Origin of the sequence: Desulfovibrio sp. 86, from assembly GCF_902702915.1 — a bacterium.
Lineage (GTDB): Bacteria > Desulfobacterota > Desulfovibrionia > Desulfovibrionales > Desulfovibrionaceae > Desulfovibrio.
The window spans coordinates 2,353,807-2,370,435 of the sequence record NZ_LR738849.1; the positions used below are offsets into that span (position 1 = coordinate 2,353,807).

The 16,629-nt window shown below is 59.9% G+C and carries 14 protein-coding genes; 2 read left to right on the forward strand and 12 right to left on the reverse strand.

Features of this window, described 5'->3' with window-relative positions; genetic code table 11:
* Positions 1 to 84: 84 nt before the first annotated feature.
* The 12 genes from DESU86_RS09600 to DESU86_RS09655 all read right to left on the reverse strand — a co-directional run bounded on the left by DESU86_RS09600 (position 85) and on the right by DESU86_RS09655 (position 13,564).
* Positions 85 to 1,401: a 4Fe-4S binding protein gene (locus DESU86_RS09600; RefSeq protein ID WP_179980842.1), complete on the reverse strand. Its 1,317-nt coding sequence runs from the start codon at positions 1,399 to 1,401 to the stop codon at positions 85 to 87.
* 277 nt (positions 1,402 to 1,678) lie between these two features.
* Positions 1,679 to 2,140: a pyridoxamine 5'-phosphate oxidase family protein gene (locus DESU86_RS09605; protein WP_179980843.1), complete on the reverse strand. Its 462-nt coding sequence runs from the start codon at positions 2,138 to 2,140 to the stop codon at positions 1,679 to 1,681.
* The gene (locus tag DESU86_RS09610; protein WP_179980844.1) at positions 2,115 to 2,663 is read right to left on the reverse strand and encodes a flavodoxin family protein; all 549 of its coding nucleotides are present in this window, start codon (positions 2,661 to 2,663) and stop codon (positions 2,115 to 2,117) included. The genes DESU86_RS09605 and DESU86_RS09610 overlap by 26 nt, the downstream gene beginning before the upstream one ends.
* 269 nt (positions 2,664 to 2,932) lie before the next feature.
* Positions 2,933 to 3,664 carry a Crp/Fnr family transcriptional regulator gene (locus DESU86_RS09615; protein WP_179980845.1) on the reverse strand — a complete coding sequence of 244 codons (732 nt, stop codon included), beginning with the start codon at positions 3,662 to 3,664 and terminating at the stop codon, positions 2,933 to 2,935.
* A gap of 503 nt (positions 3,665 to 4,167) precedes the next feature.
* The gene (fliS, locus tag DESU86_RS09620; protein WP_179980846.1) at positions 4,168 to 4,944 is read right to left on the reverse strand and encodes a flagellar export chaperone FliS; all 777 of its coding nucleotides are present in this window, start codon (positions 4,942 to 4,944) and stop codon (positions 4,168 to 4,170) included.
* Between the two features lie 26 nt (positions 4,945 to 4,970).
* Complete coding sequence (gene fliD / locus DESU86_RS09625) at positions 4,971 to 8,072, reverse strand: flagellar filament capping protein FliD (protein ID WP_179980847.1); 3,102 nt, start codon at positions 8,070 to 8,072, stop codon at positions 4,971 to 4,973.
* Between the two features lie 680 nt (positions 8,073 to 8,752).
* Complete coding sequence (locus DESU86_RS09630) at positions 8,753 to 9,604, reverse strand: MlaA family lipoprotein (RefSeq protein ID WP_179980848.1); 852 nt, start codon at positions 9,602 to 9,604, stop codon at positions 8,753 to 8,755.
* Positions 9,594 to 10,238 carry a Tgt2/MlaC family protein gene (locus tag DESU86_RS09635; RefSeq protein WP_179980849.1) on the reverse strand — a complete coding sequence of 215 codons (645 nt, stop codon included), beginning with the start codon at positions 10,236 to 10,238 and terminating at the stop codon, positions 9,594 to 9,596. The genes DESU86_RS09630 and DESU86_RS09635 overlap by 11 nt, the downstream gene beginning before the upstream one ends.
* Complete coding sequence (gene mlaD / locus DESU86_RS09640) at positions 10,239 to 10,691, reverse strand: outer membrane lipid asymmetry maintenance protein MlaD (protein ID WP_179980850.1); 453 nt, start codon at positions 10,689 to 10,691, stop codon at positions 10,239 to 10,241.
* A gap of 279 nt (positions 10,692 to 10,970) precedes the next feature.
* On the reverse strand, positions 10,971 to 11,786 hold the full coding sequence (locus tag DESU86_RS09645; protein ID WP_179980851.1) for an ABC transporter ATP-binding protein: 816 nt from the start codon (positions 11,784 to 11,786) through the stop codon (positions 10,971 to 10,973).
* 375 nt (positions 11,787 to 12,161) lie between these two features.
* A complete protein-coding gene (locus DESU86_RS09650; protein ID WP_179980852.1) occupies positions 12,162 to 12,899 on the reverse strand; it encodes a YebC/PmpR family DNA-binding transcriptional regulator in 738 nt (245 codons plus the stop codon).
* A 32-nt stretch (positions 12,900 to 12,931) separates the two neighbouring features.
* Positions 12,932 to 13,564, reverse strand: a complete 633-nt coding sequence (locus DESU86_RS09655; RefSeq protein ID WP_179980853.1) for an RlmE family RNA methyltransferase — start codon at positions 13,562 to 13,564, stop codon at positions 12,932 to 12,934.
* 183 nt (positions 13,565 to 13,747) lie between these two features.
* Between DESU86_RS09655 and DESU86_RS09660 the strand changes: the two genes are divergently transcribed.
* Both DESU86_RS09660 and DESU86_RS09665 read left to right on the forward strand, forming a co-directional pair.
* A complete protein-coding gene (locus tag DESU86_RS09660; protein WP_179980854.1) occupies positions 13,748 to 14,284 on the forward strand; it encodes a superoxide dismutase family protein in 537 nt (178 codons plus the stop codon).
* 329 nt (positions 14,285 to 14,613) lie between these two features.
* Complete coding sequence (locus tag DESU86_RS09665; RefSeq protein ID WP_232088320.1) at positions 14,614 to 16,425, forward strand: glycosyltransferase family protein; 1,812 nt, start codon at positions 14,614 to 14,616, stop codon at positions 16,423 to 16,425.
* Positions 16,426 to 16,629: the final 204 nt, after the last annotated feature.

The window sequence follows — 16,629 nt, forward strand, 5'->3', positions numbered from 1 at the left end:
GGCTCGTTCTCCTTGATATAACTGGAAATTCATCTCGTGACGACACTGTCTGGAGCATGTTCGCAAATTCAAAGTGAAATTGTGTCAGATCCGGGCCATGAACAGAAAGGCCGCGTGCAGTCCGGCCAGCAGGGCGATCATTACGGTTCCGGCCCACGCGGCGCTGGAGGCGCGGCCAAACCATGTGACGGCCAGGGCGTGTCTGGGACAGACATTGGCGCAGTCGCGGCAAAGATGACAGGCCGTGGTGGGACAGCCGCTTTCAAAGGCCTGTTCCGTCATGGCGTCCTGACGGCACACGCGAACGCAGGCCCGGCAGCCGCTGCATTCCCCCACACGCCGGATGCGCCAGGGTGAAATGCGGCCAAACCACTGGGCCAGAATACCCAGCGGGCAGATGCCGCGACAGTAGGAGGCGTACCCCCTGATCCGGCTTATGAGCAGGGCGCAGGGCACGATCAGCAGGCCCAGCAGCAGGCCGCAGGTCAGGGCCGCCACAGTGGGCGCGCCCGTAAGGCGCAGGCCCAGAGCCGTGGCAAGGGTCAGGGCCAGGGAGGCCATGCGCAGGCGGGGCAACCAGGCAGGAGCAGGGGTGTTTTTTGCCTCGCGCGCGGCCGTGGCGTCCCACACGCCGAAGTAGCAGAGCTGGCTGCACCACGCCGCACCCACAAGCAGGGTGGACAGGCCGAAAAGGCCCAGCATGAACCAGCCGCCCCCGCGATAGACCGGCCCGGCCACAATGAGGCCAGGCACGGGCAAATGCAGGCTGCCCGTGAGCAGAAAGCGGCTTTCCACCGCCAGTCCCAGCACAAGCTGGCCGAAAAAGACCAGTGAAAACAGCCGCCACAGCCGCATGCGGGCGCGTGGGGCCGTGCGGCGGTCGGCAAGCCAGCCTGCGGCAAGCGCGGCCCACAGGGCGGCCAGCATAATCTGGGCAAGGCCGCCTTGCGGCACAAAGCGTTCCAGCACCAGCAACTGCGGGTTCATGAACCACACGGGCAGCAGCAGCGCGAGGCATACGGCCATGGCTCCCATCTGGGCTGTGGCGGCCTCTTGCCTGTGGCAGTAGCGCTGCTGTGCGCTGTCTTTGAGCAGCAGCAGGGCGGCGGCGACGGTAAACAGGGCGACGGATAAAAGGATGACCGCAAGGCGCATCCAGGGCTGCTCCATGAGCTGGCGTATCTGCACAAACTGCGCGGTGGTCCATATCCAGCGGGCGGCCAGAACCGGCAGGGCCAGCAGCAGAAACTGCCGCACCCAGGCAAGGCGCGTCCACGTCAGCACGGCCATAAGGCCGCAGCCTGCGGCCAGGGAGGGCCATCCCGCCCGCCAGAAGTGGGCCCCGGCCAGGGCAAGAGCCAGAAAACTCGGCAAGGGAATAAGACGGGAAGCTCCGCCCATGTCAGACTTCCTTGAAAAAAGCGTGTTGTGCAGGATTGCCAGCGTGCCGCCATGGCGCGGGCAGCGCCGCCACAGTGGGCAATGCGCTGTTTGTGCCGCTGACCGCGCCGGTGGAACGTTCCCGGCGGGCCTGGAGCAGAGTAACGTTGAGAATACACGTTCTCAACGTTCAGGACACGCTCGCTCCGGCGCTTAACAGCGCAAATAATAGCGCTTACGCCTTTGCTGCGGGACACTGCCCATGCAGTCGCCAGAGCAATTTCAACGTGAAAATGCTCTACGCCGTTCCAGAAGGCAACTTACGCTTGCCCGTCAATTCTTCTATGTCTATGCGCACAATGGCGGTGCGTTTTATGCTGGCCGTGGGGGTAGGCTGCGGGCACAGGGCCGCGTAGCGCTGGGCGATGGCGTCCAGGGCGCGGCCTTTTTCAGCCTCGTCCTCAACGATACAGGCCGTGCCCTTGCCGCAGAGAGACTTGAAGTAGGTGGTGGATTTTTCGCGGTGGATGGTCACATCGGCAATGAGGGTAAAGGCCACACGCGGATTCTGGCGGATGCAGTCCAGCTTGTGTCCCTCAAGGGCGCAGTGGATATAGAGGGCCTGGCCCTGACGGACAAAGTTCAGGGGCAGCACATAGGGATATTCGCCGTCGTGCATGGCCAGGAACAGGTCATCGGCGGTGGAGAACACTTCGTCAAAGAAGGCCGGATCGTTACATTCGCTCTTGTGTCTGCGCATTTGGGAATCCTTGGTGGTGAAGGGTGGCGCGGACGGCTGTCAGGCTCTGCAGCCAGCGCTGGCAGGCGGCCTGCAAGTCCTCCGCATCGGGATGGCGGGCTGCTTCCCGCAGGCGTTCCTGCCGGGCTGTGGTCATTGGATGGGTGCCCTTGCGTTGCGAGGCAGCCACAACCTGGGGGCTGACCTTGCCCTGGCACAAAAATCCGTCCAGTACGGTATTGCCGCCCTGCTCAAGCATGGCGGCCGTGGCACGCGAACAGCGCAGGGCATGTTCCGACTGCGGCCATGCGCCCAGCGTACCGAAATAAAAAACATTTTTGTTGTGAATGCTCTGTATGTAACGCAAGGCGCGGGCGTCAGGCAGGCCCTGGCGTACCCAAAAGCCCACGGCCAGCAGATCGTATTCCTGCGGGGAGGGGGCGTGGCGCACGGCGTGGCAGGCAATGCCCGAAGCTTCGGCCATGGCCTCCGCCACTTTGCGGGTATTGCCCGTGCAGGAAGAATAAACAATGCAGGCGCGCATGCCGTACCTCAATAGCCTTGCTTGCCGGAGTTTTTCCAGCGGTTGAAACAGTGGGCTTTCATTGGATGTGCCCCAGGGAATATTGCCACGATTGATGCTGTTCTGCGTTGGTCAGAACCGAACTCGCAGTGGACGCAGCTTTCTAAGAACGCACTGGTTAAAGAGCCTCCGGAAACGCGCAGTTGTTTCGTTTGGCTGCGTTGCTTCACTTTTTTTGAAGCAACGCAGCTAAACGGAATAAATCAGCGTTTCCCCAGGGATAATAAGTCCTACCCCTGTGCCCTTTGCAGTAAGGCATCGTGATCCAGCAGGGTGATGCTGCGGCGCTTGTGGTCAATGATGCCTGCGGACGAAAGCGCGGAAAGTTCGCGGCTGAGGCTCTCGCGGCTGATGCCCATAAGGCGGGCCAGTATTTCCTGGGTGACGCCCAGACGCAGGGTGGCGCTTTTTTCCATCTTGGAGCGGTGCAGCAGCCATGCGGCCACGCGCCCGGCCACGGATATGCGGCCCTGTGATCCGGCTATCTTGGTAATGAGCAGGCGCTGGCGCAGGCTCATGGCCCCCATCAGGCTGACGGCCAGCGGGGCGTTGTTTTCAAGCGTGTGCAGAAAGGCCCGGCGGTTGAGGCTCAAGACCGTGGTGGGCTGGAGGGCCACGGCGGAAATGGGCAAGCCCCCTTCATAAAACAGCACGCCCACATCCAGGAATTTGCCGGTGTGCACAAGGTGCAGCACGCATTCCTTGCCCTGACTGCTGTGGCGGCACAGCTTGACCAGGCCGGAGAGCAGAAGCATGGCGTCCGCGCTTTCGTCGCCTTCCTGAAAAAGGGCCGTGCCGGGGGCGAACGTTTGCAGGCGCGCGTGCCGGGAGAGGGCATCCCTTTCATTGGGGGCAAGCGCGGCCAGCAGCCCTGTGCACAGGGCATCGGCCACGGTGGCGTGCAGTGCGTGTTCTTCGCCCATGACGGCGTCCATATGGGCGTTGTGCTGCGGAGATGGCATAAAACCTCCTGGTTCCCTTTGTTGGGGCTGCCCTGCGACCGTTGGCCGGGGAAAGCATCGTGACAGTGTAGCGGGCGTAAAGCCAGTATACAACACAAAACCCCTCCCACTTCTGTGACTGTGCGCACAATTTCAGTGAGAGACACATTTATTCCCTGAGGTGCGGCAGGGGCATAACTGGTTTGCAAGCAACGGACTTGCGCAGTTGCCAGAATGTTCCAACATTGAACTGCTCAAGAACTGTCATAAGCCACAATAAAGGTTTTAGAGCAGCTTACGAATGAAATGAGTTAAATGCTCTAGGGGGTGGGGGCGTGGGGGAGGAGACCCTTTTACAAAAGGGTCCCTCCCCCACAGAGCAAAATATCTCAAGCCCCGCTTCTGTGGCGCAGAAGCGGGGCTTGAGATATTTGCCATAGTATGTGGCGTGGGCTTGGCAGGCCCGGCGTTTTCATGGCCGGAAGGCTTCAGCGCTGCCGTGGCAGCGCACTTCGGCGCAGGCGTCAGCCGCGCGGGGGAACCTTGCCGTATGCCCCTGGCAGGCGGCCGGGAGCAAAGCCATTGGACGCCAGCGTCCCCTGGTTCATGGCCTGGTCAAAAGACTGCACATGGGCCCGAGGCATATCCTGCGCCTGGGAGGGCACGGCAGCGGAGGCCGCAGTTGCGGCCGTTGCGGGAGCGCCCTGCATGGCGGCGGGGGCAGGCGAATACCCCGGCAGGTTGGGCTGCGGCATGGCGGCATCGGGAGCGCCCATGGTCTGGGGCGGCATCATGGCGTTGCGCCCGTAGGCCGCCTGGGCATGAGAACGCGGCACGGCCGCGCCCTGATGCTGTGTGATGGGCTGCGCCGTCTTGCTTATGGAGCCCGCAGGCTGCATGCGGTTCGCTATGTCAGCGGCGGCTTTGCGCGCCTCGGGCGTTTCGATGATCTGGGCATAGGCTCCGCGCAGGCCGGACAGTATGCTTTCCACACTGTCGAGAGATTCCACGTCCATTTTGAGATTTGCGCGCAACAGACGGGCAGTGCAGAGCAGGTACAGGTTGTTGAGGTTGACGGCCAGGCTGCCGCCCTTGTCCATATTGAGGGATGCCGCCAGCTCATTAACAATGTCGATGACCTTTGAGATCATGATGCCCTTGCCCGCAAAATCCTTGGCCAGCATCTTGGTGCGTGCCTGCTGGATGTACTTGAGGGCTCCGTCATAGAGCATGAGCAGAAGTTGCCCCTGGTCGGTAGTGCCAACCTTGGTCTGAAAGTACGCGTTTGCCGCCTTGTTCATATAGCTATCCTTGTGCGTGCCGGTTGCTAGCTTTTGCTGCTGCTGGTGCTATTCAGCTTGGTTATCTGCGATTCCAGCTGGGTCTGCATACTTTTATAGTTATTCAGCAGTGTTTCCAGATTGGCAAAATATTTTTTCTGCCGTGTTTCCCAGAGCGAGATGCGATCCTGCTCCTGGCTGATCTTTTTATCAATGTTCTCCATAATGGTCTTGTAGTTGTCGCGCAAGACCATGAGGGCGCCGTTCTGCGATTTGAGGGCCAGGGCGTCGGCATTTTTGCTAGGATCTGTGGAGGACAGGTTGACGTCATTGAACACCATTTCGCTTTTCAAAAAGCTGTTGACGGTCTGTATCAGCCCTTCCTTGATGCGCACCTGGCCTGTGTGTTCGCCCGCGCTCAGGTCATCGACGATGATGGCCAGACCGCGCGCGTCGCCGGAGCCAACGCTGTAATAATAGCCGGGCTGGCTCAGGTCGCGCTTGGCCTCAACGCCGCCCACCATCACTTTTTCAATGTTGCCGCTGGCGTCAACGGTATAGTTGACGTCATATGTTCCGGCCTTGGTAATGCCGGCAACGTGACTGCCGTAGCGGAACGACGAAGAAGTGCTGGAACCTGTGCCGTCGGTGCAGAAAAAATCTACCACACTTTCCAGGTTATTGGTGATCATGTCGGTGTAGTTTTTCTGATCCAACTGCTGCAAGGCGGCAATGCTGGATGCAGGCGCTATCTCAAGCAGACCGAATTTGTCGCTGGCTTCGTTATTGTTGACCTTGATGCCCAGGTTGGCCAGGTTGGACAACACGTCGCCCGAGAGCAGATCTTCAGCGCTGGTACGGCTTTTGAAGCCTGGCGGCGACGCCCCGAGAAGGCTGTTGAACCGCGACTTGAAAAGCTGCACGCCGTAGTTGCCCTGAAGCAGACCGCCTTTTTCAGCCGTGAGCTGCGAAGGACTGTAGTTGCTGTTGGTGGTCTTTTTCGGGTCGTTGGTTGTAGTTACCTTGTCCTTGTCGTACTTGGTGAAATCGCGAATGGTCAGAAGGACGGAGTTTACGGCGTCCAGAAATGTCTGGATGGATTTTTCCACCGAGGTGACGTCGGTGCTGACGCTGACGCGCGCCTGGCCCTTGTCGTGGATGGTAAAGACCACGCCCTCAATGACGTCGCTGACGTTGTTGGAGGCCGACTCCATCTCAATGGGCCAGTTGTCCACGGTAAAGCGGGCGTTGGTGGCTCTTTGGATGTTCCAGTTGGAAGATTCGGCCACCTGCCCCTTAATGCCGGGGCCACTGACGCTCTGTGCGTTGGTGATGGCAAGAAAGCTTTCTCCGTCAGCCGCGCTTGTCCAGTCAGTGCCGTCGGCCTTTACAAGCTTGGCTGTCGCCCCGGCGGCCTGCGCAGAGGAGTTATTGGCCAGCGCCTGCTGAATGGCGGTCACCGCGTCCTGCATGCTGGAGCCGCTGGCGAGGGGGGGCACGCTAATCTGGGTGCCGTCGTTAAGAGTGACCGTATAATTGAGGGGAGGCTGCGTGGCGTCCAAAGTGTTGCCAGGCGTCAAACCTGAGGCCAGCGTGGTGGTGGCCGTGCTGGTTGTCAGGCCGTCCATGCCGCCGCCCGGGCCCTGGCTGACATAAAACTGAAGGGTATTGCCGAGCGAAAATGACAGGTTGCCGCTACCATCGGTTGTTGCCGCAACGCCGGTCTTGGTATGGATGGCGTCCGCCAGATCCTGATACGTTTTGTTGTTGGCCAGGGTTATGGTCTGGACAGCGCCGGTGTTGTCAACAAGGGTGTAGGTAAAGTCCTTGCTGCCGTCGGCGCTGCTGCCGCCGAGCTTGTCGCCAAGCATGCTGGCCTTGAAAACAACGCCGGTGGTGGCGGAAGCGATACTTCCGATGGGGTTGCCCAGGTTTTTTGCAGTGGTGGTGGTGGTAAACAGGGCGGTATCGGCAGCATTGGCGCTGGGATCAAAAGTGATGCCGGTAATATTGGCCAGGTCTATAGACCAGTTGCCGCCGCTGTCCATGCTCAGGTCCGCCGACTTCATGCCAGTGGCCTGGGCCATCTGGATGAGGGCGTCCTTGAGGTTGGTGCCTGCCTTGATGGTAAGATTGCGCGTTCCGGTCGTGATGCCGTCGTCGTAGTCCAACGTCATGGTCAGGTCAGACTGCAAGGTTGTCGTGCTGGGGTTGGCTCCCACCGTGACCTTGGTGCTGGCCGGAACGGATTTTGCGATGGCGCCGACGTCGCGCTGGTACATGGCGGAAACGCTCGTGAGAGTCAGGTTGCCGCTGCTGTCCAGCGCTGCCACATTGCGCCCTGTCTGGGTATTGATCTGGTCTGCCAGATTCTGATTGGTCTTGTCGCCCGTGATGGAAACGGTAAACTTTGAGCCGTCCTCCATAATGAGGTCAAAGGCGTATTTATTGGGATTGGTGAGGGTTGCGCCGAGGTTCAGCGCGCTGTTGCTTTTCCACACCGACGAGGTGCCCGCCGAGTTCATGCCCACAAGGCCGCTGCTATGAATGACGAGATCGTTTTCCGCTCCCGTGCTTTTGCCAGCCACCTGAAAAACATATCCCGTGCCCGTCTGCACAAGACTGATCTTGATGCCGGGATTTTCTGTGGAATTGTTGACCATGCTGGCAAAGGATTCCAGCGTGGTCTTGGGGGGCACCTTTATGCTCTTGGTGGTTCCGGCATAGGTGAACGTGAAGTTCTGGTCCACGCCGGAGTCATTGATGACGTCGGTTTTGGAGCTGAAGACGTGCCCTGTGTTGGCCCACACGGAGTTGTTGGCCATCTGCAGCACGTTGATGCTGTGCTGCACGTCCTGCGCCGAGGCGTTGGCGACGGCCGTCAGGATATTATCATTGCTGCTGGCGACGTTTTTGGTGACGAAGCTGTTTTTGTTGCCAATGCCCGTGAGCACGTTGCTGGCTGTCTGCACCTGCTGGATGATGGTGCCAAAGGCCTCATAGCGCAGACTCCAGTCGGACTTCCAGGCAGTCAGACTGTTGAGCTGTGTGGATTCGATCTTCTTGAGTTTGGCAAGAGTCTCGTCAAAATTGGTGTCCATGCCACTCAGGCCGGAAACGGCGTTGGAACCGGATATGCTGATGGCCATAGGCGCCTCTCATCAAGATATTTTATGCCTGGCGTGCGGAGCATATGTGCCGGGCGCTGTCAGTGTTGCAAGATGCGTGCAACTCTAAGGGGCATTTTTTGCCCCCCGTTGGGGCGCGCGCCTGGGCGAACGCACAGAACCGTATAGTGGAAATAACGGTCAGAGGGCGAAAAAGTTTAGCGCAGGGGCGAGCAGTCTGACGGAGCAATTGTGGCGCGCTGCCCTCTTGTGCAGCGTTAACGCATTGAAAAAGCGGATGTCCGTGACGTACATCCGCTTTTTCAAGAATTGCCGTATTGCCGCACGGAATGCGCCCACGGGGCTGCATTTGTACAGTGCTAAAATGCCATAAGAGTTTTAGAGCATTTTAACTTTGAAAAAGTGTAAATGCTCTAACGCTGCACGAAGGTGCAGCGCGCCACAAAGTGGCGTGGATTCAGCCGAGCTTTGGCCGTTGCGACGAAGGAAGCTACGGACAAAGACAGCACTTGGTTAATAGAACGAGCAGCCTGCTGATGGCTGTCGCAAATCGCATTTTTCGGCTGAATGAAAACTTTGAAATGTGAAGCATTTCAAAGTTAATCTGCTCTAGGGGGAGGGGGTGTGGGGGAGGAGACCCTTTTGCAAAAGGGTCCCTCCCCCACAAAGCCTTTCAAAAAGATGGTACCAGCCCGTGCCGGCTAGCGCATGACCTGCGATTTACGGAAGTTCACGTAAGCTTCGCGCATGGCAAGATAGGGATCAAGAGCCACGCTGTTCAGGTCTTCATAGAGGGGCAGTACGTCGCCAAGGGCGTTGAAGCGAAGGCCGCCGCCCACGCCAGCCCCGAGTTCCCAGGGTTTCAGGTAAAAGAGCGGATCGGCAAAGAGGTCGCCCACGCGGCCAACGGTGTCTCGCGCGGAGCTGGGGCCAATGATGGGCCACACCAGGTAGAAGCCCTGTCCTATGCCCCAACGGCCCATGGTCTGGCCGAAGTCTTCGCCCGTGGGATCAACTGGCACAATGGGTTTAAGGCCCTTGGCCACATCGGCGAGGCCCAGGCTTGATGTGGTATTGACGATAAAGCGGCCAAACTCCACACCAGCTTCCATAAACCGGAATTGCAGGATGTTATTCACAAAACGCACGGGAAAGAGGAGGTTTGAAAAGAAGTTTTTCAAACCGCCACGCACCTGATGCGGCGTGACGAATACCCAGGCGTCATAAGCTGGCCGGGCAATGTACAGATAAAAGATGTCATTGAAGTGGAACCAGAAGCGGTTCCAGGGTTCAAGAGGGTCGGCGATGCTGCCGATGTCGGCGGTATCGTAGTCGTCCAGATCGTTGGCGTCACGCAGGGAGGCATAGGGCGTGACGGTAACGGCTCCGGCGGGCAGCATGGGCGCGCCGCCATACACCGTTGAAGGCGCGAGGGACTGCCTGACGCCTTGAGCCGCCATGGCCTTGTTGCCGTCGAGACCAAGGATGCCGACCAGCAGCAGGATGCCCAGCGTGAGTGTTCGCGCCTGGCGCGCAAGGGAGTTATTTGGCATGTTCCTGCTGCACTTCCACTGCCTTGGCCTTGATACGGGCAATGAGGTTTTCCGGCGAATCCGTGTTCAGGATGTCCTGAAACTGGGTGCGGTAGTTTTTGACCAGGCTGATATTTTCGATAAGTACGTCGTAGACCATCCATTTGCCGTTTTTGGGCAACATGCGGTAGGCCACGGGCACTTTTTTGCCGTCCTTCATGGTGATGACGCTGCGCACTTCGACCCGGTCGCCCTTTTCGGAAGCCACTTCACCGGTGTAGAGCACCTGCTCGCCGTTATAGCCGTCAATCTTGTTGATGTAGGTGCTGATGAGAAGGTCGGCGAAAGCGTCGCTGAAGGCTTTTTTCTGTTCCGGCGTAAAGGTGCGCCAGCGGGGGCCCACGGTGCGCGAGGAAAATTCGCCGAAGTCGAAAATGTGCAGAACTTCATCTTCAATCTGCTGACGGATGGGCCTGCGTGTGGCGGGATTCACGTAATCAGGATTCTTGATGAAGTCCAGGATGCGGTTGGTGGCCGTTTCAAGAGCCTGCCGGGCCGGAGAATTGGCCTGCGCTGCCGAGGGCAGTAAAACAAAGGCCAGCAAAAGTCCGCACAGGGCAAGAGTGATGCGCCGTGAAAATGCGTGGGAGAACATCTATTTCACTCCTCCGAAAGCATATTTGCTGATAAGGGACCCCAGGTCAACTGAGGATTCGGTGTCTGTAATGGTGTCGCCGGGCGCAAGCATGTGTTCCGAACCGCCCCGGGAAATACTGATGTATTTGTCACCGATAAGCCCGCTGGTGCGCACAGAGGCAATGCTGTCATCAGAAAGATGCAGGTCCTTGTCAAAGCGCAAGCGCACCACGGCCTGACTGCGCATGGGGTCGGGGTCAAGCCGGATGCCGGTGACCTTGCCCACGGGCACGCCCGCCATTTCAACATCCGCGCCCACGCGCAGGCCCGACACGGAGTCGAAACTGGCATTGAGCTCATAGCCCTGGCCAGTGAAAACTTCCATTTTGCCGAGCTTGATGGTCAGGTAGGCAACACAGAGCAGGCCTATCAGCACAAAAAGGCCCACAGCGGTTTCTCTTACGGTATTCATTGGGTTTGCATCTCTCCCCCATAGCCGAGGCTACAGTCATTCTTCGATACTATATGAAGGCAGGCGCAAATTTTCAAGCATTATGCCTAACATACCAGGATTGTCTTGCTGACGGCGTGTCGGATTCACTACAGAATTCCGGCAGCGCGCCCTGACGGCCTGCCTTCAGGCAACAGCCGCCTTGCTGCGCTGCGGGGCAAATTTTTCTGACGCAAGGGGCGCGGGGCGTCCCCAGGCACGGTGAAAACCGGGTGTGCCACGCCCGTGCGCACAGCGTGTCTATGAAGCCAGCCAGTTGTCAAGGGCTTTGCTTACCACAGGGTCAATGGGCTGGTGCAGATCGCGGCGCTCGTCACCAGCTTCGCGGTGTAAAAATTGGCGCAGGTATGGGTCGTCGCTGGCCTCAAGTTCGGCCAGAGTGCCGGAAAACAGCGCTTTGCCGTCCGCCAGCACGAGCACGTGGTCGGCAATGGCCCGCAGGCTTGCGAGATCATGGCTCACCACGACCACGCTCATGTCCGCGTACTGTTCGCGCATGGCCAGCAGCAAATCGTCCATGCGGGCGGCGGTTATGGGATCAAGCCCGGATGTGGGCTCATCACAAAGGAGCACGCGCGGTTCGGCCACAATGGCCCGCGCAAGGCCTGCGCGTTTGCGCATGCCGCCGGAAAGCTGGTTGGGATAAAAATCGGCAAATTCGTCAAGGCCGACCATGCGCAGCACGCGCAGGCCCGCCTCGCGCACCGTGGCGGGGGGCAGGCGCAAATGTTCGCTCAGGGGCAGGGTGACGTTTTGCACCAGGGTCAGCGCGCCGAGCAGCGCGCCGTCCTGAAAAAGCACGCCCATGTGGCGGCGGATACGGCGGAAGTCGGCCTTGCCAAGGGAGAAAAGATCGCGCCCGCCTACGAGCACATGGCCGGAAAGGGGCCGTGAAAGACCGATAATGTGGCGCAGCAGCGTGGATTTGCCGCAGCCGGAGCCGCCCAGGATGACAGACACCTTGCCGCCGGGCAATACCGCGTTGACATCGTGAAGAACTACATGGCTTCCGTAGCCAACGGTGAGATCCTTAAACTCTATGTCCCATGCTTGCATGTGCTGCCTGCCTTAAAAGAATCGCCAGGGCTGCCGGAGCAAAAACATTGGCTTTTTGGTCCGCCCGCCAGGGGTAACGTGTAGCTTACCCCAGGCGGAGCGGGGGAACAAGTTCGACTTTTTGACCAGCCTAGAGCATTTTCGCATTGAGAATATCTATTCTCGCGGTAGCCGTTGCCCGCTCCTGCGGGCTGTCCTGCCCCGTAAGGCGGTTTCCGCCAACGGTTCAGGCAAACCCTGCGGCAAAGGCTGAAGCTGCGCTTACGCCTTTGCGGCGAGCGTCTGCTCTCGCATCCGTCAGAGCAATTTCAAGCGGCAGCCGTTAGGCGACGAAGAAGCCTTACGGATGGCGACAGCATCGCTAGAGAACGTGCTCTAATCCGTAGGCATATCGTCGGGAAAGTCAACGTTGGCGTACACGTTCTGCACGTCGTCATTGTCGTCCAGGGCGTCCATGAGGCGCAGAACCTTCTGGCCCATGTCGGCGTCAACACCCACCAGGTTTTGCGGCACCATGGCAAGCTCGGCCGACAGCATGGCAATGCCCGCGGCTTCCAGGGCGTCACGCACGGCGGTGAAGTCGCTCATGGCCGTGTGGATGGTCCATTCGTCCTCATCATCGATGACGTCGTCGGCTCCGGCTTCCAGCGCCGCTTCCATAATCTTGTCTTCAGGATAGGCGTTTTTTTCAATGCTGATGACGCCCTTACGGTCGAACATCCAGCCAACGCTGCCGTTTTCGCCCATGGAGCCGCCATGCTTGGAAAAAAGGTGGCGCACTTCGGCAACGGTGCGGTTCTTGTTGTCGGTGGCCACTTCAACCATGACGGCAATGCCGCCGGGGCCGTAGCCTTCGTAGAAGGTTTCGGTGAGATCGCCGCCAGCGTCTTCGCCGGTACCCTTGCGGATGGCGCCCTCAATCTTGTCCTTGGGCAGGTTCACCGCCTTGGCTGCCGCGATAGCCGCGCGCAGGCGGGAGTTGCTGACAGGGTCGCCGCCGGTCTTGGCGGCGATGATGATTTCCTTGGCAGCCTTGGTGAATATCTTGCCGCGCTTGGCGTCCTGACGCCCCTTGCGGTGCTGAATATTGGCCCATTTGCTATGACCAGACATAAAACCTCCGAAACCTTTAGGGAATAATTGTTTTACCGGCCCGGCGGCGTCGCCACAGGATCGGTCTGGTCCGGCTTGCCGTGAAAACCAAGGCCAACAAAAAATGTTTCCTTGCTTTCGGCACGCGAACTCTTGGGTTTGAAGGACTTGACCGTTGCAAAAGCCTGACGCATGGGCGCCAGCAGTTCCTGAACGTCCGGGCCCATGAAAATTTTCACCACAAAGCCGCCGCCCGGCTTGAGATACAGGCAGGCGACAGCCAGAGCCTCCACGGCCAGATCCAGCGAGCGGGCCTGGTCGGTAAAGCGGGTGCCTGTCGTGCGTGGGGCCATGTCGCTTATGACAAGATCAAAAGGGCCGAGTTCCTGCAGCTTGGTTTCAAAGGCCGAAGAGCGGTCAAACACGTCCTCTTGCATGAAGGTAACCTGGGGGGGGAAGGTCGTCTCCGTGCTTTGAATGTCACAGGCGAGAATCAAACCCTTGGAGCCTACCTTTTCCGCCGCGCCCAATGACCATGAGCCAGGGGCTGCCCCCAGGTCCAAAATCTTTTGGCCGGGCCGCAACAGGCGGAACTTGGCATCCAGTTCCTTGAGTTTGTAGACCGAACGCGCGGGATAGTTCTCGCGCTTGGCCTTGAGGAAGTAATGGTCTCGATATTCCTTCATAATAAATACCAACACGTGACCATACTCTTTTTTATCCGCTTCGCCAAGTGGCGCTTTGGGGAGAAGGCCGCGAAAAAAAAATGACGCGTTGACCAGACCGTGTGGATGCGCTAGCTTAATAGTAGGTTTTCACAGGTAGCGACGATTCCCCTCGTTGCGCGCCAAAAACTAAGGAGATAGAATATGAAAAAAAATCTGCTGGCTTTGTGCTTCATGTGCTGCGCCCTCCTGATCGGAGCAGGCGCCGTGCAGGCGGAAAGCGTCAAGGTTCCTGTCAATAAAATTACCGATGAAGGCGTGGGCGACGCCATCGGCTTCATCACCTTTACTGATGACGGAAAGGGCGGCGTGGATATTCTGATGGACGTGGTGGGCATCAGCGAAGGGCAGCACGGTTTCCACGTGCATGAAAATCCCTCGTGCGCCGCTGTGGAAAAGGACGGCAAAAAGGTGGCTGGCCTCGCCGCTGGCGGCCATTTTGACCCCGATAAAACCGGCAAGCATGAAGGCCCCGGCAAGCATGGTCACAAGGGTGACCTGCCCGCCCTTACCGCCGACGCCAAGGGCGAAGTCAAGGGCAAGCTGCACGCCCCCAACCTGGCCGTCAAGGACCTCAAGGGCCGCTCCGTGATTATTCATGCCGGCGGCGACAACTACTCCGACCAGCCCGCGCCCCTGGGCGGCGGCGGAGCCCGCATAGCCTGCGGCGTGATCAACTAGAGCATTTAACACTTGAAATGCTCGCGTACGGCAGGCAAAAGCCCGCCTGCTCGCATTTCGTGGCAAGGATTTTTCAGAAAAACCCTTGCAGAGCATTTAACTCATTTCATTCGTAAACTGCTCTAGCACGTCATATCCTTTCTTTATTGTACTGGCCCCGCCGCGAAATGTGGCGGGGTTTTTTTGCGCGTCGGGCTTGCCCGTGGCGGCAGGCATTGGCTATGCTGCGCGTCAGCGGGGCAGGGCAAAAAAATTTCAGCCGCCCTGGGTTTGTGCCCCGGCATGCCCGCAATGGCGACGCAACGGTAAACAGCCAATCAGGAAAACTCTTGAGCACAGAACACGCATCCAGACCACAACGCATCCGGCTGCCCGATTTTACCGGGCGCATGCAGACGCTGCCCGACGGGCAGGAGTCCTGGCGGCGTATGGGCGGCGGAGAGGACGCGCTGGTCTTGGGGCTTGGCCCCGGCTGCCCGTGGCAAACGCCTCTTGCGGCAAACGCGCGGACTGTCTACTGGCTTGAGCACGCCCCAATCCTGCAAGCCCTGCCGCCTCTTGACCAAAGGGGCGGGGCGGGCCTGCCCGCCCATTGGCGACAGGTTTCCGCCGAGGCGGCCGTGGCCCTGGCCAGGCGTTGCGCCTGCTACTTTTATGGCCCTGGCATGCGTCTGGCTCCGGAGTTCTGGGGCCCGCTGCTGGGGCGCGTGGACGCCGCGCTGCTGGAAGCCTGCGCGCAGGCGGAAGGGGCGGCGGAAAACGACGGCCCTGCACATGGCGCTCCTGCCGGGGCCGTTGCGCCTGGCGGGGCCACTGCGTTCGACAAATCTGCTGCGTCCGACAGACATGCCGCGACTGCCGGGGCCGTTGTGCCTGACCAGCCTGCCGCGCCTGGCCTCAAGTGTGCCGCATCACGTGCGTTCCGTAAAAAATCGCGCGGGCCTGTGCTGCTGCCGGGGCATGACGGCCAGTTGCTGCATCAGGAATTGCGCCAGGCGCTGACGGCCTGCGGGCTGGGGCCAGTGCTGCCCATGCCGGAGCAATGGCAAGCGTGCGCGGACGTGCACGCCGTGTGGCGCGAACTCTTTTGTCAGGGCAAACCGCGCCTGCTGTTGTCCGTGAATCTGCGCGGGCTGGACGCCGAAGGGCGGGTGTTCCATCTCTGCCGGGACATGGGCGTGCCTGTGGCCCTGTGGCTGGTGGACAATCCCTGGCACGTGCTGTCCGCCTTGCGGCTGCCCTGGTGGCGCGAGGCCCGCATCTTTGTGACGGACGCCTCCTTTATGCCGGAACTGGCGGCGGCCGGGGCGCGTCATGTGCACCATCTGCCGCTGGCGGCGGCCCCGCACATGTGGCGTGCGCAGGAAGCCGTGCCTGCTGCGCCGGAAAAGGCTGAAGCGCTTTTTGTGGGGCGCTCCGCCTTTCCGCAGAAAGAGCGGTTTTTTGCAGCGGCCAGTGTGCCGGAACGTCTCCGGGATGAAGCGCTGGCACTGCTTGAGAATAATGAAACCCCGTCGGGCGGGCCCAATTATTTCTGGTGGCGGCATCGGCTGGGAGGGGCGGCCTGGCCCGGTTCCTCCGTGCGCGGGGCTGGGCTTGGAGCGGAAATCTGCGCCCGCGCCAACCGCGCCAGATGGCTGCGGACGCTGCTGGAGGGCAGGACGGGCAAGTGTGATGGAACAGGCGGGGAGGAACGTCCGCCGCTGCGGATCATCGGTGACGCGGGCTGGAAGGTTCTTCTGCCCGGCGCGGACATTCTGCCCCCTGTGGATTACTATGCGGCCCTGCCAGAATGGTATGCCCGCGCTGTGACGCTCAACGTCACCAGCCTGCTTTTGCCGCACAGCCTGAGCCAGCGCCACTTTGACGTCTGGGCCGCAGGCGGGGTGCTGCTCAGTGACGCCACGTCCGGGCTGGACATATTTGCCCCGGATATTGCTGATGCCGTTCGCCTTGACCGGCCCGAAGATTTCTGGCCGCGCTGGGACGCCCTGCGCTCCCGGCCCGCGTATGCGCGCGAACTGCGACTGGCCTGGCGCGAACATTTGCGGCAGGGCCACGAGTACACGCACCGGGTAGGGCGCATCTGCGAACTGGCTGGCATTGAAATGGCGGCTGCCGGGCAGGACTTTTCGTTGTGACAATGCCCGCGTTGCCAGAAGCGCCCTTTGCTCTCGTTGCTCTGGGCAGGACTTGAAGGTGGGACGGGCTGCGAGACGATCTGCGAACCATGCTGCGCGCCGGACTGCGAGACAGGCTGCGGGATGGGTTGCGCGACGGACTGCGAGCCTGACTGCGAGACGGATTGCGCGCGGGCTATACGCATGGCGCGCGTTTGCAGGGTT